This window comes from Saccharothrix sp. DSM 118769 (assembly GCF_052936295.1).
The window spans coordinates 2,285,875-2,303,791 of record NZ_CP193627.1; the positions used below are offsets into that span (position 1 = coordinate 2,285,875).

The 17,917-nt window shown below is 74.4% G+C and carries 18 protein-coding genes; 9 read left to right on the forward strand and 9 right to left on the reverse strand.

Annotation, left to right across the window (positions count from 1 at the left end; translation table 11 throughout):
• Positions 1-14: 14 nt before the first annotated feature.
• Complete coding sequence (locus tag ACRAKJ_RS10795; protein WP_438920771.1) at positions 15-833, forward strand: aldo/keto reductase; 819 nt, start codon at positions 15-17, stop codon at positions 831-833.
• A 43-nt stretch (positions 834-876) separates the two neighbouring features.
• On the opposite strand, the gene ACRAKJ_RS10800 is transcribed toward ACRAKJ_RS10795, so the two are convergent.
• Entirely contained in the window at positions 877-1,386 is a 510-nt protein-coding gene (locus tag ACRAKJ_RS10800) for a DUF2087 domain-containing protein (RefSeq protein WP_438920770.1), read from the reverse strand.
• 62 nt (positions 1,387-1,448) lie between these two features.
• On the opposite strand from ACRAKJ_RS10800, the gene ACRAKJ_RS10805 reads away from it, so the two are divergent.
• Positions 1,449-2,249, forward strand: a complete 801-nt coding sequence (locus ACRAKJ_RS10805; RefSeq protein WP_438920769.1) for a hypothetical protein — start codon at positions 1,449-1,451, stop codon at positions 2,247-2,249.
• Between the two features lie 354 nt (positions 2,250-2,603).
• On the opposite strand, the gene ACRAKJ_RS10810 is transcribed toward ACRAKJ_RS10805, so the two are convergent.
• The 3 genes from ACRAKJ_RS10810 to ACRAKJ_RS10820 form a co-directional block, all read right to left on the reverse strand.
• Positions 2,604-3,743, reverse strand: a complete 1,140-nt coding sequence (locus ACRAKJ_RS10810) for an extracellular solute-binding protein (RefSeq protein WP_438920768.1) — start codon at positions 3,741-3,743, stop codon at positions 2,604-2,606.
• 1,045 nt (positions 3,744-4,788) lie between these two features.
• Entirely contained in the window at positions 4,789-7,149 is a 2,361-nt protein-coding gene (locus tag ACRAKJ_RS10815) for a glycosyl hydrolase family 65 protein (RefSeq protein WP_438920767.1), read from the reverse strand.
• Positions 7,146-7,862, reverse strand: coding sequence for a beta-phosphoglucomutase family hydrolase (locus tag ACRAKJ_RS10820; RefSeq protein ID WP_438920766.1), 717 nt, complete (start codon positions 7,860-7,862; stop codon positions 7,146-7,148). Before ACRAKJ_RS10820 ends, ACRAKJ_RS10815 begins: the two co-directional genes overlap by 4 nt.
• Positions 7,863-7,937: 75 nt before the next feature.
• On the opposite strand from ACRAKJ_RS10820, the gene ACRAKJ_RS10825 reads away from it, so the two are divergent.
• Positions 7,938-9,236: an FAD-dependent oxidoreductase gene (locus ACRAKJ_RS10825; RefSeq protein WP_438920765.1), complete on the forward strand. Its 1,299-nt coding sequence runs from the start codon at positions 7,938-7,940 to the stop codon at positions 9,234-9,236.
• Positions 9,237-9,353: 117 nt separating this feature from the next.
• Here ACRAKJ_RS10825 and ACRAKJ_RS10830 read toward each other — a convergent pair whose 3' ends face one another.
• Complete coding sequence (locus ACRAKJ_RS10830; protein ID WP_438920764.1) at positions 9,354-9,674, reverse strand: DUF3140 domain-containing protein; 321 nt, start codon at positions 9,672-9,674, stop codon at positions 9,354-9,356.
• Between the two features lie 86 nt (positions 9,675-9,760).
• Positions 9,761-10,189: a pyridoxamine 5'-phosphate oxidase family protein gene (locus ACRAKJ_RS10835; protein WP_438920763.1), complete on the reverse strand. Its 429-nt coding sequence runs from the start codon at positions 10,187-10,189 to the stop codon at positions 9,761-9,763.
• A 179-nt stretch (positions 10,190-10,368) separates the two neighbouring features.
• Between ACRAKJ_RS10835 and ACRAKJ_RS10840 the strand changes: the two genes are divergently transcribed.
• Positions 10,369-11,082, forward strand: a complete 714-nt coding sequence (locus ACRAKJ_RS10840) for a cupin domain-containing protein (RefSeq protein ID WP_438920762.1) — start codon at positions 10,369-10,371, stop codon at positions 11,080-11,082.
• 53 nt (positions 11,083-11,135) lie between these two features.
• Here the strand turns inward: ACRAKJ_RS10840 and ACRAKJ_RS10845 are convergent, their stop codons facing one another.
• Together ACRAKJ_RS10845 and ACRAKJ_RS10850 are read right to left on the reverse strand one after the other, a co-directional pair.
• Positions 11,136-11,789 (reverse strand): SRPBCC domain-containing protein, encoded by a 654-nt coding sequence (locus tag ACRAKJ_RS10845; protein WP_438920761.1) that lies wholly within the window; start codon positions 11,787-11,789, stop codon positions 11,136-11,138.
• Positions 11,786-12,136, reverse strand: a complete 351-nt coding sequence (locus ACRAKJ_RS10850) for a metalloregulator ArsR/SmtB family transcription factor (protein WP_438920760.1) — start codon at positions 12,134-12,136, stop codon at positions 11,786-11,788. Before ACRAKJ_RS10850 ends, ACRAKJ_RS10845 begins: the two co-directional genes overlap by 4 nt.
• A gap of 117 nt (positions 12,137-12,253) precedes the next feature.
• On the opposite strand from ACRAKJ_RS10850, the gene ACRAKJ_RS10855 reads away from it, so the two are divergent.
• From ACRAKJ_RS10855 to ACRAKJ_RS10865, 3 genes are all read left to right on the forward strand, one after another.
• Positions 12,254-12,901, forward strand: coding sequence for a hypothetical protein (locus ACRAKJ_RS10855; protein ID WP_438920759.1), 648 nt, complete (start codon positions 12,254-12,256; stop codon positions 12,899-12,901).
• Between the two features lie 773 nt (positions 12,902-13,674).
• On the forward strand, positions 13,675-14,466 hold the full coding sequence (locus ACRAKJ_RS10860; RefSeq protein ID WP_438920758.1) for an OmpA family protein: 792 nt from the start codon (positions 13,675-13,677) through the stop codon (positions 14,464-14,466).
• 87 nt (positions 14,467-14,553) lie between these two features.
• Positions 14,554-15,165 carry a sunset domain-containing protein gene (locus ACRAKJ_RS10865; protein WP_438920757.1) on the forward strand — a complete coding sequence of 204 codons (612 nt, stop codon included), beginning with the start codon at positions 14,554-14,556 and terminating at the stop codon, positions 15,163-15,165.
• A gap of 24 nt (positions 15,166-15,189) precedes the next feature.
• Here the strand turns inward: ACRAKJ_RS10865 and ACRAKJ_RS10870 are convergent, their stop codons facing one another.
• The gene (locus ACRAKJ_RS10870; RefSeq protein WP_438920756.1) at positions 15,190-16,074 is read right to left on the reverse strand and encodes a MerR family transcriptional regulator; all 885 of its coding nucleotides are present in this window, start codon (positions 16,072-16,074) and stop codon (positions 15,190-15,192) included.
• 93 nt (positions 16,075-16,167) lie between these two features.
• Here ACRAKJ_RS10870 and ACRAKJ_RS10875 point away from each other — a divergent pair, with 93 nt between their 5' ends.
• Together ACRAKJ_RS10875 and ACRAKJ_RS10880 are read left to right on the forward strand one after the other, a co-directional pair.
• Complete coding sequence (locus tag ACRAKJ_RS10875) at positions 16,168-17,178, forward strand: chemotaxis protein CheB (RefSeq protein WP_438920755.1); 1,011 nt, start codon at positions 16,168-16,170, stop codon at positions 17,176-17,178.
• 5 nt (positions 17,179-17,183) lie between these two features.
• Positions 17,184-17,903 carry an ATP-binding protein gene (locus ACRAKJ_RS10880; protein ID WP_438920779.1) on the forward strand — a complete coding sequence of 240 codons (720 nt, stop codon included), beginning with the start codon at positions 17,184-17,186 and terminating at the stop codon, positions 17,901-17,903.
• Positions 17,904-17,917: the final 14 nt, after the last annotated feature.

Sequence of the window (17,917 nt, forward strand, 5' to 3'; positions counted from 1 at the left end):
CATCATGGTGGTCCATGAGGACCATCACCCTGAACAACGGCGTCGGTATGCCGCAGCTCGGCTTCGGCGTCTTCCAGGTGTCCACTCAGGACACCCACGACGCGGTCACCGAGGCGCTGCGGGTCGGCTACCGCAGCGTCGACACCGCGGCGGTCTACGGCAACGAGGAGCCCGTGGGCCGCGCGCTGGCCGACTCGGGGATCGCCCGCGACGAGCTGTTCGTCACCACCAAGCTGTGGAACTCCGAGCAGGGCTACGACGAGGCGCTGCGCGCGTTCGACGTGAGCATGGGCAAGCTGGGCCTGGAGCGGCTGGACCTGTACCTGGTCCACTGGCCCGCGCCCGCGCAGGACCGCTACGTCGACAGCTGGCGCGCGCTGGGCAAGCTGCTCGCCGACGGCCGCGTCCGCGCGATCGGCGTGTCCAACTTCCAGCCCGCGCACCTGGAGCGCGTGGTCGAGGCCACCGGCCAGGTGCCCTCGGTGAACCAGGTGGAGCTGCACCCCTACCTCCAGCAGGCCGAGCTGCGCGCCTTCCACGCGGAGCACGGCATCGTCACCGAGGCGTGGAGCCCGCTCGCCAAGGGCGGGCAGCTGCTGGACGAGCGGGTGGTCGCCGACATCGCCGGGAAGCACGGGAAGACGCCCGCGCAGGTGGTCCTGCGGTGGCACGTGCAGCTCGGCAACGTCGTCATCCCCAAGTCGGTCACGCCGAGCCGCATCGCGGAGAACTTCGCCGTGTTCGACTTCGAACTGGACGGTGACGACCTGGACCGGATCTCCACCCTGGACCGCGGCGAGCGCACCGGCCCGGACCCCGACACGTTCGGCTGACGCGTGGGGCGGGCCCCGGGGACCACCCCCGGGGCCCCGGGGATCACACCTCGACCGGGCCGCCGGAACGCCAGTACACGCCGTCGGCCCGGCTCAGCAGCCCTTCGTCCACCAGGTACCGGCGCACGGTCACGTGGTCGACCTCGCCGCCGTCGCACCAGCGCCTGAGCACCTCCACCACGTCGCGTTCGGGGTAACGTCTACCCGGCTCGAACGCGGCGCTCACCTGTTCGAGCACCGCCCGCCTGCGTCCGCGCTGCGCGGGGAGCCCCACCAGCCGCCCTCCTCGCACGAACGGGTCCTCCGGGACCCGGTTCGCCTGCTCGACCAGGGTGGCCTCCTTGAACAGCTCCTCGCGCAACCGCAGGCCGGAACCGTCGGTCACCACCAAACCGGCCGTCCGCAGCCTGCGCAGGCAGTTCTCCACGCGGCGGGCGTCCAGCCCGGTCGCCGCGACCACCTCGCCGCCCGTGCGCGCGCCCAGCACGAGGGCCGCCGCCACGCGCAACCGGCCGGTGTCCGCCAGCAGTCCCACCAGTGAATCAGGGGTCACGCGACGAGCTAACCGAAGAGGGCGGCCTGGTGCACGCCCATTTCGGGCGGACCTTAATAGCCGTGCGCACTGATCACCTCTTCCCCCTCGCCTCCGTGGAGCCGGTTTTCGGCATGCCCGTGGAGAACGCCCGCAAGTTCCAGCAGGTCGCCGCGGAGCAGGACCTGGTCATCGACGTGCGGGGCACCAACCCGCACGCGGTGGCGTGGTTGCGCCGCGGCGCGCTGCCCAAACCCGAGGCCGTCAAGGCCAAGACCATCGACGACCTGGACGTGCGCCTCGGCGCGTCGCCGCGCCACCGCGGCCTGGTCGGCTACTTCCGCCCCGCCTCACCGCCGCCGGACCCCACCGACCGGCTGCTGCGCCGCTTCGACCAGCGGCGCGTCGAGTTCGACGCCCTGCGCGAGAAGATGGCCGAGTTCGAGCGGCGCGGCGAGTACCTGGTGCGCGACGGCGTCGTGCACGGCTACGACCACCGGGGCGTGCTGCGCCCGCTGACCGGCGACCACGACGTGTTCGACATCCGCGCCTCCGGCGGCCTGCCGCTCAACCGCCGCCGCTACGACCGGGCCGTGATGACGATGATGTCGCTCGACATGGGCGTCACGCACGGCGCGCACATGTACTGGGAGCCCACGACCCGCTCCGACCGGGCGATGTTCGAGTCGATCGCGCGCAGCCCGGACGACAAGCTGCGGTTCCACCCCGACGGGACGATGACCGCGGGCGACTACCGGCGCCGCTTGAACGCCGGGATCAGCGCGATCACCAACCCCGCCAGGGCGGCGCGGCCGTACGCCAGGGTCTCCAGGGTGGGCAGCCCGAACGGCCCGGTCTCCGCGGCGTCGCTGATGAACAGCTGACCGTAGAGCAGCACCAGCCCCACGCCGTAGCAGCGGGCGTGGGCGTGCTGCCACGCCGCCAGGACGCCCACCACGCCCGTGCACACGTACAGGGCGTGGTTGGTGCCCTGGCTCATCGGCAGGAACGGCACGCAGGCGAGCACCACCTGGAGCGACCCGACGACGAACGCGAGTGCCTGGGCCCGGCTGAACGGCTTGGCCGCCGCCCTGCCCGTGCCCCTCTTGCCGCCCACCGGCGCCTCGTTCCGCATGACGGCGGGTTACCCCTCGCCCGTTCGGCCCATCCCCGGGGGTGGTCGGTTAACCCCGTGGTGCTGCGTGCGATTCCCCCTGGTGGCGCAACAGCCGGGTCGGTCAGCGCAGCAGCGGGCGGATCTTCGCGGCGGCGTCCGCGCTCGCGCCGGCGGGGTCGCGCTCCCGGGTCAGCACCTGGGCGGCCATGGCGCTGATGGCCGCCGAGATCTCCGGGTAGCCCGGGCCGTAGGCGGTGCGCGTGCGCACGGTCGCCAGCTGCTCGGCGAAGCCCGGCACGTTCGGGTCCCATTGCCAGGCCAGGTCGTCGCGGGTGTCGGTGCGGTTGGGCAGCGCGCCGAGGCCGCCGCCGAACTCGGTGGCGTTGTCCCGGTTCTCGGCGAGCCACGTCAGCAGCTCCCACGCCCGGTCGGCGTGCCTGCTGCCGCGCCCGACGACCCACACCTCGCCGCCCAGGGGCGCGGCCGTGCCCGCCTCGCCGCCGGGCAGCGGCGACACCGCCCAGTCCAGGCCCGCCTGGTTCAGCTCGGGGACCGCCTCCGGCCCGCCGATGAGCATCCCGCAGCGGCCCAGCGCGAACTGCCGCGCGGCTTCGGCCCGGTCCCAGGACAGCGCCTCGGCGGGCGCGCTGCGGTCGGCGTTGACGAGCTGGTCGACGTAGGTGAGGGCGCTGACGCCCGCCGGGTCGCCGACGGACGCGACGTCGCCGCCCGCCTGCCACAGGAACGGCAGGAACGTGGTGGTCAGGTCGTCGCCCTCGCCGGGGAAGCACAGGCCGGACCGCCCCTCGGCGGTGAGCGCCCGTGCGGCCACGCGCAGCTCCTCCCAGGTCACCGGCGGCACGGCCACGCCCGCGGCGGAGAACAGCGCCCGGTTGTGGATCAGCGCGGTGGTGGTGCTGCGCAGGGGGACGCCGTAGAGCCGGCCGTCGTGGGTGGCGCCCTCCTTCACCGGGTCGAGGAAGCGCTCCCCGAGCGCCCAGGCGTCGAAACGGGGCGTGAGGTCGGCCAGGGCGTCCTGCTCGGCCAGGCGCGGCACGTCGGCGGTGTCGACGGCGGCGACGTCCGGGAACGTGCCCGCCGTGGTGGCCTCGACCAGCTTGGCTTCGAACTCGTCGGGTGACAGCGAGGTGCGCCGGACCCGGACGTCGGGGTGTTCCTGCTGGTAGCGGGCGAGGAGGTGGTCGACGGCCTCGTCGGCCGTGGGGGAGTGGTTGAGGTAGTCCCACCAGGTGAGCGTCACCTGTTCGGGGGTCTGAGGGTCTTCCGCCGTGCATGCCGCCACGGCGAGCAACGCCGCTACCGCGAGCAGTGCTCGTCCACGCATCCGCTCCACCCTTCGGGGTAGGCGCCCTGGTCTACGGCCTGGAGCCGTCCTACTCCGCCGCGTGAGGCGGTGTCAAGATCGGTGGTCCAGACCTCGTGCCGGGCGTGCGGCCGGCCGGGCCGGCCGCGGGGCCGGCGGCGGCGGTGGTCGGGGTGGTCGCGGTGGCCTCTCTCGGCGCGGGTGTGAGGTCGGCGAGGTAGGTGGCCGCCAACTCGTCGTAGATCGGTGTTGAGCTCACGCCACGGAATCCTGACCGGCCGGCGGTCCCGGCGCTGCCCCTCTCACTCCTGTGGGTTACGTTCCTCCGTGCAGGACCCGCACTACTGCGGAGATCGCGCACGGCCTGCCGCACCACTCCGGCGACCGGCTCCGACGACCGCCCGGAGGCCGCACCACCACGGTTCCCGGCCGGTGTGGACGGTCCGGATCTTCACCCGCCCGCCCGCGCCCACCCGGAACGCCGCCCGCGCGTCCGCACCGGTGGTTTGCCGGCGCGTAACGGGGGTACCCCGGCACACGATGAGGGCGTAGGCGGCCACCGCCCCCCCAGGCCGCCTGACAAGTCCCGGCCGGGCTCCACCCCCCAGGAGTCCGGCCGGGCGCCTCATCCCCCTCGACGGGGCACCGCCCCGGTTCACCAGCGAGTACCGCCACGTGGCGCGCTCCGCGCCCGTCCCGGTCCGCCGCACGCCCCGTCCACCGCGCCCACCCGACGACCTCGCGCGGGCACCCGTGGTCATCGCCCGCCGGAACCACCCGGCCCGGCGCGGGACAGGCCCGCGCTGCGGCGTCCCGAAGCGCTTGATCGCCCCGCCGCCGCCCGGGGGACCACCGACCTGTGTGGACTCGTCGGTTTCCGCCACCCCTCCCGTTCCGCACCCGCGTCCCGTTCCGGGGGACCCCCGGAACGGGACGAAGGCTCAGCGGGGAAGAAGTCATGTGCGACACCGGGACGACCGGCTCAGCCCTGGCCGTTCTTCCGGCCCGGCGGCACCCGCCGCACGGGTTCGCGGTTGGCGGGCTGGCGGATCTCCGGCGGCTCCGGCGCGTCCGGTGTGGACCGGGTGACCGGGCCGTCCGGCTCGACCAGCACCGGCTCCCCGTGGTGCGTGATGCGCAGCGCGTCGCCGTCGACGACGCGGTAGGTCACCTCGCCCGGCCCCACCTCCACCGACAGCCGCGTGCCGCGGAACGCCAACCGGAACGACATCCGGTCCAGGCCCGGTGGCAGCCTCGGCGCGAACGACAGCCCGTCGTCGTGGTGCCGCATCCCGCCGAACCCGGCGACCAGGCCGATCCACGCGCCCGCCAGCGACGCCATGTGCAGTCCGTTGTGGACGTTGTGGTGCAGGTCGTGCAGGTCGGTGAACGCCGCCTCGGCCAGGTAGTCGTAGGCCAGCTGCAACGCGCCGATCTCCGCCGCCAGCACCGCCTGCGTGCTCGCCGACAACGACGAGTCGCGCACCGTCCTCGCCTCGTAGTAGGCGAAGTTGCGGGCCTTCTGCACCGGCGTGAACGCGTCGCCGCGCACGTGCATCGCCAGCACCAGGTCCGCCTGCTTCACCACCTGCTTGCGGTACAGGTCGAAGTACGGCCGGTTGAGCAGCAGCGGGTACTCGTCCGGGTCGGTGCCCTCGAAGTCCCACGCGGCGTGCGAGGTGAACCCCTCCGACTGCTCGTGCACCCCCAGCAGGTTGTCGAACGGCACCAGCATCCCGTCCGCCGCCTTGCGCCACGCCGCGACCTCCTGCGGCGTCACGCCCAGCCGGTCGGCCACCTCCGGGTTCCGCTCGACCGCCGCCGCGGCCTCCATCAGGTTCTCCTGCGCGATCAGGTTCGTGTAGACGTTGTTGTCCACCACCGCCGAGTACTCGTCCGGCCCCGTCACGCCGTCGATGCGGAACCCGCCGTGCTGGTCGTGGTGCCCCAGCGACACCCACAGCCGGGCCGTCTCCACCAGGATCTCCGCGCCCGCCTCCCGCTCGAACTCCCGGTCGCCCGTGGCGTGCGCGTACTGCGCCACCGCGTGCGCCACGTCCCCGGACACGTGGAACGCGGCCGTGCCCGCCGGCCAGTACGCCGAGCACTCCGCGCCGTTGATCGACCGCCACGGGAACGCCGCCCCCGCCTGCCCCAGCACCGCCGCCCGCTCCCGGGCCTTGTCCAGCGTCGAGTGCCGCCACCGCAGCGCGTCCCGCGCCGCCTCCGGCACCGTGTGCACCAGCACCGGCAGCACGAACATCTCGGTGTCCCAGAACGCGTGCCCGTCGTAGCCCGGCCCGGTCAGGCCCTTGCCCGGGATCGCCCGCGTCTCACCGCGCACCGCCGCCTGCATGATGTGGAACAGCGAGAACCGCAGCGCCTGCTGGAGCTCGTCGTCGCCCTCGACCTCGATGTCGGCCGCCGCCCAGAAGTCGTCCAGGAACCGCCGCTGCTCGGCCAGCAGGCCCTCCCACCCGGTCTGCCGCGCGCCCGCGATCGCCGCCTCCACCTGCGCGCGCAGCGCCGGCACCGAGCGCTGCGCCGACCAGCCGTACCCCAGGTACTTCACCAGCCGGAGCTTCCCGCCCGCCGGCAGGTCCACCGCGGCCGTGAACCGCGCCAGGTCGCCGTCGGCGCGGATCTCCGTGCGCACCCCGTCGTCGGTCTCCAGCTCGTGGTCCATCCCCGCCGCCATCCGCAGCTGCGAGTTGCGCGCGTGGTGGGCCAGCACCGCCCGGTAGCCGTCGGCGTGCGCGAACTCCGCCACCAGCGGGTCCTCCAGCGCCGCCGCCACCCGCGGGTCGTCGCTGTCGTGCTCCACCGGCTCGTTGGCCAGCAGGTCCGACTGCACGACCAGCTGCACCTTCTCGTTCGCCTCGACCTCGTACAGGATCGCCGCGACCGCGCGCTGCGTCAGCGACACCAGCCGCTCGGTGCGCACCGTGATCCGCTTGCCGGTCGGCGACTCCCACTCGGTGTGCCGGCGCATCGTGCCGGTGCGGAAGTCCAGCTCCCGCCGGTGCCGGTGCGCGCGGCCGTACCGCATGTCCAGCGGCTCGTCCTCCACCAGCAGCCGGATCACCTTGCCGTCGGTGACGTTCACGACCGTCTGCCCGGCCTCCGGGTAGCCGTAGCCCGACTCCCCGTACGGCAGGGCGTGCTCCTCGTAGAACCCGTTCAGGTAGGTGCCGGGCAGGCCGCGCGGCTCGCCCTCGTCCAGCGTGCCGCGCATCCCGATGTGCCCGTTGGACAGCGCGAAGATCGACTCGGTCCGCCGCAGCTGGTCCACCGCCAGCCCGTTCCAGCGCAACCGCCACGGGTGGACCTCCCAGCCGTTCACAGCAGCTCCGCCAGGTCGTCGACCACCACGTCCGCGCCGTGCCGCAGCAGCTCGTCCCGCTGCCCCGCCCGGTCCACGCCCACCACGTGCCCGAAGCCGCCCGCGCGACCCGCCTGCACGCCCGCCAGCGCGTCCTCGAACACCGCCGCGCGCGTCGGCTCCACGCCCAGCAGCCGCGCGCCCACCAGGAACGAGTCCGGCGCCGGCTTGCCCTTCAACCCGTCGCGGGCGATCACCACGCCGTCCACCCTGGCCTGCACGAACCCGTTCAGGTTCGCCGCGTCCAGGACCTTCTCGGCGTTCGCCGACGACGTCACCACCCCGATGTCGAGGCCCGCCGCCCGCACCGCCTCCAGGTAGCGCACCGTGCCCGGGTACGGCGTCACCCCCTCGTGCCGGATGATCGCCTCCAGCAGGTCGTTCTTGAGGTTGCCCACGCCGTGCACGGTGGCCGCGTCCGGCGGGTCGTCCGGCGCGCCCTCCGGCAGCGTGATGCCGCGCGAGGCGAGGAACTCGCGCACGCCGTCGTAGCGCGGTCGCCCGTCCACGTACCGGGCGTAGTCCTGCTCGGTGAACAGCGGTTCGCCGCGCAGGCGCAGCAGGTCGTCGAAGGTGCGCTTCCACGCGCGCCGGTGCAGCACGGCCGTGCTCGTGAGCACGCCGTCGAGGTCGAAGAGGCACGCGGTGATCGGTTCCGGCAGTCCGAGGGGCATGTTCCGTGTCTACCCCCTTCCGGTCCTGGGTACCCGTCCTCCTGATCGTTCACGACTGCGCCGGAGGGAACGGGCATGGGCAAGCCGCGGGTGCTGGTGGTCGGGACGGGCTTCGCGGGCTACCACTGCCTGCGCGCGCTGGAGCGCGCCCTGCCGGCCGACGCCGCCGACCTGGTCGCCGTCAACCCCACCGACTACATGCTCTACGTGCCGCTGCTGCCCGAGGTCGCGGGCGGCACCCTCGACCCGCGCCGCGTCGCCGTGCCGCTGCGGCCCAAGCTGCCGCGCACCCGCCTCGTGCAGGGGCGCGCCACCGGCGTCGACCTCGTCGAGCGCACCTGCACCGTCGTGGACGTCGAAGGTCGCACGCGGGTCGAGGAGTGGGACCGCGTCGTGCTCACCTCCGGGTCCGTCACCCGGCTGATGTCCGTCCCCGGCGTCGCCGAGCACGCGTTCGGGTTCAAGTCCGTCGCCGAGGCCGTGTTCCTGCGCGACCACGTGCTGCGCCAGGTCGAGCTGGCCGAGCAGGCCGACGACCCGGCCGAACGCGCCGCGCGCGCCACGTTCGTCGTCGTCGGCGCCGGCTACACCGGCACCGAGCTGGTCGCCCAGGGCGTGCAGCTCACGCGCGCCGCCCTGCGCGGCCGTCGAGGGCTCTCCGAGGCCGACGTCCGGTGGGTGCTCCTCGACCTGGCGCCGCGCGTGCTGCCCGGTCTCGACGAGCGGCTGTCCGGTCCCGCCGCCCGCGTGCTGCGCTCCCGGGGCGTCGACGTGCGGCTCAAGACCAGCGTCGAGGCCGTCACCGACACCTGCGCCCGGCTCACCGACGGCACCGAGATCCCCACGCGCACCGTCGTGTGGTGCGTCGGCGTGCGCCCCGACCCGCTGGTCGAGGCCGTGTCCGTCGCCACCGAGAAGGGGCGCGTCGTGGTCGACCCCACCCTCGCCGTGCCGGGCCACCCGCACGTGTTCGCCGCCGGCGACGTGGCGTCCGTGCCCGACGCGTTCAACGGCGGCGCGCCCACCCCGATGACCGCCCAGCACGCCCAGCGCCAGGGCAAGCTCGCCGGCCGCAACGTCGCCGCGTCCCTCGGGCACGGCGACGTCGGCCGGTACCGGCACCGGGACCTCGGCTTCGTCGTCGACCTGGGCGGCGGGCAGGCCGTCGCCGACCCGCTGCACGTGCCGCTCACCGGGCTGCCCGCCAAGGCCGTGGCCAAGGGCTACCACCTGCTGGCCATGCCCGGGAACCGGCTGCGCACGGCCGTCGACTGGCTCACCGACGTGCTCGCCCGCCGCCAGGTCGTCCAGTTCGGGCTGGTCCCGGAGGCGGGCGTGCGGCTGGGGGACGCGGAGGGGGTCCCGTCGCCGTGAGCGCGCCCGCGGCCGGGCGGGCCCGAGCTGGGCGGGCCCGAGCTGGGCGGGCCCGAGCTGGGCGGGCCCGAGCTGGGCGGGCCCGAGCTGGGCGGGCCCGAGCTGGGCGGGCTCGGGTCAGGCGGGCTTGAGCGGGTCGTGGCCGATCGACATGAGCCGGTGCCGCCAGTGCGCCTCGCCCGCCGTGGGCTCCAGGTCGTCGCGCCGCTGCTCGTGCACCCGGTCCACGACCCGGCGCATCACCTTCACGTCCTCGGTGGTCAGGTCGGTGCGGCGCTTGCGCAGCACCCGCAGCACGTCCTGGCCGGTGGGCGTGCCCGCCTGGTCCGGCAGCTCCTCGGACCGCTCGTCGGCGGACCGGGTGCGCAGCCAGTCCTCCAGCTCGTGCGAGGTCATGTTCACCACGCGGTGGAACTCTTCCCACAGGGTGTCGGTCATGGGGGAGTGGATTTCCGCCGGACCCGCGCCCGAAACCCGCCCGGCGGGGCGTCCCCCGGCGGTGCCACCGAACGGGCGTCGCGGCGTCAGTTCAGGTAGCGGCGCACGGTGTCCGGGTGGAGCACGAGCCGGACCCAGGTCTCGTCCAGCATCGCGTCCAGGGCGGCGGCGCGGTCCGGGTCGGCGAGGTCCCAGTAGCGCGCGCCCAGGCGGGCGCATAGGTCGCGCGCGCCGTCGTGCTCCACCGAGACGCGGCCGGCGACCGACAGCCAGCGCTCGCGCTCGCCCACCGGGGCGGCCACGACGAGCGAGGCGCGGGGGTCGCGGCGCAGGCGGCGCACCTTGAGCGAGTCCGGGAGCGTGAACAGCTGGACCTCGCCCTCGTCGGTGGCCTCGAACCACACCGGCCGGGGCTGCGGCGGCAGCGGTCCCGCGGCCACGGTCAGGAACCCGTGCAGCGGGCGTCGCAGGAACTCCAGGTCCTGAGCGGTCAGCGAACCGGTGTCGGCGCTCACCGGTCCCACACCCCCGCCGCCGTGTCGCACGGGTGGGTGAGGACCCGCCGGCGGGTCCCGCCGGTCGCGTCGAGGATGAGGACGGTGCTGTCGGTCATGGGACCAGTGAACACGACCGCGCCGGACGATCCCACGGGTGAAAAGCCGGATCACCTGTGTGATCGTCCAACCTGGGCGGGGTGGACGCGTTCAGCGACCTGATCCGCGAGGTGCGGGCCCACGGCTCCCTGTTCGGCAGCACGACCCTCACCCCGCCCGAGCCGCTGCGCGCCCGCGAGACCCTCCTCGTGCGCGGACCCGCGACGTTCGCCTTCGTCGACGAGGTCGGCACCCGCGCCGAACCGGTCGCGTGCGGCGAGCACTGCGCGACGCCCGAGCAGGGCGGGACCCGCCACCGGCTCGGCCGGCACGACCCCGGCGACGGCGCCCGCGACGCGACGACCCTGGTCGTCGGCGCCTACCCGGTGCGCGGCGGGATCGGCCGCCCGCTGCTGGACGCGCTGCCCGTCGTGCTGCGCGTGGGCGGCGGGGCCGACCCCGTCCTGGACCACCTCGCCGCCGAGGTCGCCGTCGACGCGCCGGGCCGGCAGGTGGTGCTCGACCGGCTGCCGGACTGGATGCCGGTCTGCGCGCTGCGCGAGTGGTTCGACCGGCCCGGCGGCGAACCCCCGGCCTGGTGGGCCGCCCAGCGCGACCCGGTGGTCGGCGACGCCCTGCGCCTGCTGCACGCCGAACCGGCCGCCCGTGGACGGCCGCCGCGCTCGCCGACCGCGGCCGACGTCGCCCGCGCCGTCGGCCACTCCGACCCGTTCGGCTTCAGCGCGGCGTTCAAGCGGGTCCGGGGCGTCAACCCGAGCGAGTTCCGGCGCACCGCCACCACCGTCCCCGGCTGACGGTCCCCTCGGCTGACGGTCCCCCCGGCTGACGGTCCCCGCCGCCGCCCCGATCAGCCGTTGGGGTTGCCGTCGAGGTTGCCGTCCGGGTCGATGTCCGGCGCGAACTGGGCCTTCGACACCCCCACCGCCGCCGCCAGGTCCTCGGCCGACGACGTCCCCGTCTCCTCCACGATCGCCGTCCACAGCTCGATCGACGACAGGTTGAACCACTGCGTCTCGGGCAGGTTCACCGCCGCGACCGGGTCGACCGCCCCCTCGGCCCCGCCCGCGAAGTGGAGCCCGAGGGCCAGCAGGCTGCCGTCCCAGCCCGGGCCGACGTACAGCGCCCCCGCGCCGCCGGCCGCCATCTCCGGCGGGACGGAGTGCTCCAGCTCCAGCGTCGTCCGCTCCCCGCCGCTCCCGGGCGTCAGGCGGACCTCGACGATCGACGTCTCGCCGCCGAACGTCACCCGCAGCCGCTTCGGCGGCTCGCAGGCGAGGATGTCGCCGCTCGCGTTGCCCTCCAACCGGAAGTCGCCGCCCTCCCGCAGGTCGCCGCTCACCGGCAGGAACCACCGCCGCAGGCGGGCCGGGTCGGTGATCGCGTCCCACACGTCGGCCGCCGTCGCGTCGTAGGTCCTGCTCAGGCGCACGCCGACGACCTGGCCGTCCTCCTTGCCCAGTTCGCGGTGGATCGCCTTGAGGTGCTCGGCGAATTCGATCACTGTTCGTCCTCCTGCTGCTGTAGTCGTCTTTCCCGCTTGCCGCGCGCGAGCTCGGTGGCCAGGGCGTCGAGGTGCCCGCTCCAGAACCGGCGGAACCCGTCCAGCCACTCGTCCACCTCGCGCAGGCCCTGGCCGTCCACCGCGTAGAGCCGCCGGGTGCCCTCCGCGCGGACGCTGGCGAAGCCGTTCTCGCGCAGCACCCGCAGGTGCTGGGAGACCGCCGGTTGCGAGATGCCGAACTCGCGGCGGACCACCTCCGTGACCGCACCCGACGTCCGCTCGCCGTCCGCGAGCAGTTCGAGGATGCGGCGGCGGACCGGGTCGCCCAGAACGTCGAACGCGTGCACGACCAGTAGTTTTCAGTCTGGGCTTATATAAGTCAAGTCTTAGTACTCGAAAATTGTCGGTGGTCAGTGGCACTATCTCGAACGGATGTTCGGTACGCGTTCGAAGGGAGCCATGCGATGCGTGTTCGACTCGATCCCCGTCAGTGGCCCGGCCGTGTCATCCCCGAAACCGACGCCGAGATCGACACGGCGGTCGAGGCGTTCTGCCTGCGTGCGGCCTGGCCCGACGCGAACCGCGCGGCACTGCGCGGCGTCGTCGAGCCGTGGTTCCACGAGGGGTGGAGCGTCGATGCCCTGCTCGCGGCGGTCGACCGCAGGCCGGACGGCACGAGGCAGGGCAGCCCGAGGAGCCGCGACCAGGTGGCGCACGACTTCCTCCGTGCGCGCCTGCGCTCGTGGTGGCAGGGGGGCGCGCGACGAGCGCGCCCCCCGGTGGCGGGCATGACCCTGGGCGCGTGGTGGCGCATCAACCGCCGCAACGCGCGCCTCACCCAGCCCAGGCCGGCCCGCCAGCTCAGCGCCGCGGGCACCCTGGCCCGCGAGCAGTCCCGAGAACGCGTCCGCGCCCGGCTGAAGGACCCGGTGGAGCGGTCGCGGGAGCTGGCGAGGCGCAGGCAGGAGGTGCTGGACAGCCTCCTGGTGCCGGGCCAGAAAGCCCCCACCTTCGAGGACTCGCGCAAGCTGCTGGCGGACATCCACATCCCCGCCCACCCGGTGTGCAGCAGGTGCGGGTGCCGGCAGGGTAGTCTGCCCAAAGCCGCCTGACCTGCGGTGATGGACGGTGGTTTGCCGGTGGCGGACACGATCGGGTGATCATCGGGCCGAACATGTACGAAATCGGCCCCTCGCCACTCGGTTGAGAGAAGCGGACCCCCGAGACCACGACCCCTGCCATCCACCACCCCGTCCCACCACCCCCCAAGTTCCACCCATCCCCAAGCCCCACCCGGCCACCACCCACCGCCCCGCCAGCCAGCGCCCACCCGCCCAGCCGGCACCTACACCCGCCCACGTCGCCGACCCGCCCGCCACCGCCCATCGCATCCGCCAGCCCCGCGCCGGCACATACCCGCGACGGCCCACGCCCGTCCCCGCTGCCATCGCCGCGCACTCGTCCCATGCCGCCGCGACTCCGTGCGCCATCGCCGCGACCCTGTGCCGCCTGCCGCCTGCCGCCTGCCGCCGCGATCCCGCGCTGCCTGCCGCCGCAAGCCCCGCTGCCGCCGCCTGCCTGCCGCGCCCGTTGCGGCAAGCCCTGCTGCCGCGGCCCGCGCCCTCCGCCCCTGCCGCCGCTCGCCTCCGCCCCCGCACTCCGCTGCTCGCCGTGGTGGTGGTTGCTTGGCGTGGCGGGTGGGCGGGGGCGCGGGTGGGTGATCTTGGTGGGGCTTGGGCGGTTGGAGTCACCTGGACAGGTGAATTGCTTCAGCAGGTCGTGCGGATACGGGTTTGGCTGGTGGAATCCTCGCCCGCACTTCCGGTAGTAACGCCCGGTGCTGACATCCCCACCTTGGCGAGTTTGGCTCGTCGGCGCCCTCGTGGTGCCCGCTCTCCTTGCCGCGTCAGGGGTTTACGCCCGCGCGCGGCAGGTCGGGAGCGGTGAGGGGGTCGCACCCGCCGCGGGGCGGCTCGTCGTCCTGCTGCGCGGCGACGAGGTCGTCCTGAGCGGCGGGGCCGCGGACGACGGTGAGCGGCTCGCCCTGGTGAACGCGATCCGTGCCAAGATCACCTCCGTCCGGGTGACGGACCTGGTCACCCCCAACGGTGACCAGGTGCCCGTCGAGCACGGTCCGGTGGTGGACGTGCTCTCGGCCGCGGCGGGGAGCGGGGACCTCACGGCGGTGTTCGAACGGGACCGCGCCGAGGTGACGGGGGTCGTGCACGACGAGGCCGCGGCCGGCCGGGTGCGGGAGTCCGCGGCGCGGTGGGGCACGTCGGACGTCGTGGTCGAGGCACCCGGGGGCGAGGCGCTGGACGTCACCGCGTTCCAGCGCTCGATCACCAGCATGGTGCAGGGCAACGGCGGGTTCCGGTTCGAACCGGGGACCGCCGCGTGGCAGGGGCACGGACCGGTGCTCGTCGACCGCGTCGGACGGCTGCTGCTCGTCGCGCCCCGCACCGCGGTCACGCTCGTCGGCCACGCCTCGGCCGAACACCCCGAGGCCGCCGGACTGGCCGCCACCCGCGCCGTGATGGTGCGCGACCTCTTCGTCGCCCAGGGCGTGCGGCCCGACCGGATCGTGCTGTCGCTGTCCGTCGACCCGGTGCCCGAGGGCGTGGAACCCGCGGCACGCCAGGTCGACGTCCTCGTGCGGCACGCCAACCCCCGTTAGGCGCGGGAAGGAGTACCACCGGGCGCGAGCGGGCGGCCGTCAGCAGGTCGGCATCAGCAGGCTTGGACAAGCAAGTAGGAGTGGTACGTGGTGTGGTTGTTCACCCAGACGTTCGTCCTGTGCACGTTCGCGTTCCTCGCGGGTGCCGCGCTCACCTGGCTGCCGTTGCGCGCCGTCATCCGGGGCCTGCGCGCGCAGGTCGGGGCGGTGGTCGACCGACCTGTCCGGCCCGTGCGGGCGGCGTTGCCGGCTGCGCGGACCGTGGACGTCGATGAGGTGGACGTCGGTGAAGTGGAAGCTGCTGAAGCGGAACCCGCCGAGGTGGTGGTCGCCGAAGCGGTCGCCGCTGAGGTGGTGACCGTGGAGGTGGAAGCCGAGGTGGCGGAGGCCGCCGAGGTGGCGGAGGAGTACCCGGTCAAGGGCAGTGCCAAGTCGATGATCTTCCACACCGCCGAGTCGCCGTACTTCAAGCGCATGAGGGGGGACGTGGTGTTCCGCTCCGCCGTGGAGGCCGAGCGGGCCGGGTACACGCGGTGGACCCCTCGCGTGGCCAAGGTGTCCGGAGCAGCGGCGGCCCGCAGGACCGGCGGTGCGGGCAAGACCGGTGCGAGCAAGACCGGCGCGGGCAAGACCGGTGCGGGCAGGAACGGCCGGGCGAAGGCGGTCGGGGCGGGCAAGGCGGGTACGACCACCGGTTGAGCGAGGAGGGCACCGCCCCCCGGCTCACAGCCGGTTCAGTTCGAGGACCGCGGCGACCGCCTCGCTCAACGACCCCACCCGCCGCGCGCCCGCCGGGACCTCGCCCCAGCCCGGTCCGCCGAGCAGCACCGCGTGCCCGCGGGAGAGCAGTTCGGCCACCGGGGCGGCGTCGGCGTACGCGCGGTCGTGGGCCCACAGGACCACGGAGCCGGGTGACAGCAGGGCCGCCGCGTCGAGCAGCGCCTCGGCGGGGACCCGCGCGCCCAGGTTGCGGGAGGCCACGTCGCGTTCGGCCAGCGCCGCGGCCAGCGCGTCCAGCGGCAGGCTGTGCTGCTCGTCCGGGGCACACGCCAGCAGGGCGGGCAGGCGACCGCGCACCGGCACCGCCCGCGCCGCGTGCAGCACGCCCGCGATCCCGGCGGTCGCCAGGTGCTCGACCTCGACGCCCCGCCCCTGGTGGACGACCCGCTCGCCGAGGGCGACGAGGAAGGGCACCAGCACCGTCTCCCACGCGGCCACCACCCCGTGCCGGTCCACGAGTTCCGCGGCCAGGGTGCTCATCAGCGGCGCGTCCAGGCGGGCCGCGGCCCTCGCGAACCCCCGCCCCTCCGCCGAGTCGACGGCGAGGGCCCGGGGCCCGCCCCCGGCGCGGGGGCGTTCGGGCGGCGCGGTGCCCAGCGCGGAGGCCGCGGCCGCGGCCGGGGCCATGCCCTGACCGGTGAGTTCGAGCATCCTGCGCAGCCGGGACACGTCCTCGCCGCTGTACCGGCGGTGCCTGCCCTCCTCGCGCGAAGAGGGGCCGAGGCCGTAGCGGCGGTCCCAGGTGCGGAGGGTCGTGGGGGAGACGCCCAGCATCCGGGCCACCGCGCCGGGGCTCCACTGCTCCACCGGGTCCACGGGGCCACCCATTCGATCATCGTACCCGCGTGCACCGCTTCTGAAACGAAAACAACAGCGAGTACGCTCGCGGATGGCGGGGTATCCACCGATCGAGGTGAGCAGATGCCAACGCGCGACCTGATCGTCGTCGGCGCTTCAGCGGGTGGGGTCGAAGCGCTGCGCTCTTTCACCGCGGGACTGCCCGCGGACCTGGACGCCGCCGTGGCCGTCGTGCTGCACCTGCCGGCGGGCGGCACGAGCGCCTTGGCGGGCATCCTGAACCGGAGCGGCCCGCTGTCCGCGGTCACGGCCTCCGACGGCATGCGCCTGCGCCGGGGCCGGGTGCACGTCGCCCCGCCCGACCACCACCTGATCGTGATCGACGGGGTGATCCACCTCTCGCACGGCCCCACCGAGAACGGCCACCGGCCCTCCGTGGACGCCCTGTTCCGCTCCGCCGCCGCCTCGCACGGCGCGGGCACGATCGGCGTCGTGCTGTCCGGCACCCTGGACGACGGCACCGGGGGCATGGTCAGCATCGCCAACCGCGGTGGCCTGGTGATCGTCCAGGACCCGGAGGAGGCGCTGTTCGGCGGGATGCCCAACAGCGTCCTCCGCCACGTCGCCGTCGACCACGTGCTGTCGACGGCGAAGATGGGCGAGCTGCTGCGGGGGTGCGTCGGGCACGAGGTCCGGCAGGGCGCGGAGACCGCAGACCTGGCGCAGCGCGAAACCGACATCGCCTCGGGTGTGGGCGCACACGCCGCGGAGGTGATCTCGATGGGACACCCCTCCAACTTCAGCTGCCCGGACTGCCAGGGCAACCTCGTGGAGCTGGACGCCGTGCCCAAGCGGTTCCGGTGCCAGGTGGGCCACGCCTGGACCGCCGAGGCGCTGCTGGACGCGCAGGGCGTCACCCTGGAGAAAGCTCTGTGGACGGCGCTGCGCACCCTGGAGGAGAAGGCCGGCCTCGCCGGGCGCATGCGCCAGGACGCCCTGAGGCGCGGCGCGGAGCTGATGGTCCGGCGCTACCAGCGCGCCGAGGAGGAGGCCGCGAGCGCCGCCGACGTGCTGCGCGGCCACCTGCTCTCCGGCGCGTACACGCGGGAGTCCACCGCGGAGTCCGGACCTTGAGCGCCGTGGCGCTGGAGGTCACGCGGATCGACGGTGCCACCGTGGTCCGCCCCTCCGGGCTGCTGGACCTGACGTCCTACCGGGCGTTCCGCGACGATCTGCTCAAGTGCGCGGCGGAGGGGCCGACCGGGGTCGTCGTGCGCCTCGACGACGGGTTCCGGTGCGCCACCCCCGCGTTCATGTCGATCTTCGCCACGGTCTGGCTGCGGCTGGCGGAGTGGCCGGGCGTGCCGGTGGTTCTGGTCGGGGAGTCGACGGGGTACCGGCAGTTCCTGGCGAGCTCCGCGGCGGGCCGCCTGGTGCCCGCGTTCACGCTCCTGGCCGCCGCGCTGGCCTCCCTGGACGAGCCGCCCGAGCGCCGGCGCGACGAGATCCAGCTGCCGGACACGATCGTCGGCGCGCTCGTCGCCAGGCAGTTCGTCCGCGAGGCGTGCGAGCGCTGGCGGCTCGGCGCCCTGGTCGACAGCGCCGTGGTCGTGGTCACCGAACTCGTGGAGAACGCGGTGCGGCACGCGGCCTCTGCCCCCGTGGTGCGGTTGGAGTACCGCGGTGGCCGGCTCTCCGTCGCGGTGCGCGACGACAGCGCCGAACCGGTGTCGAAGCCGGACCCCGGCGCGACCCCGCCGGGCGGTGTCGGCCTGGCGATCGTGGACAGCCTCAGCCGGGTGTGGGGGTGTGCCCCGTGGCCGTCGGGCGGGAAGGTGGTGTGGGCGGTGCTGGGCTGATGCCTGGCGGGGAG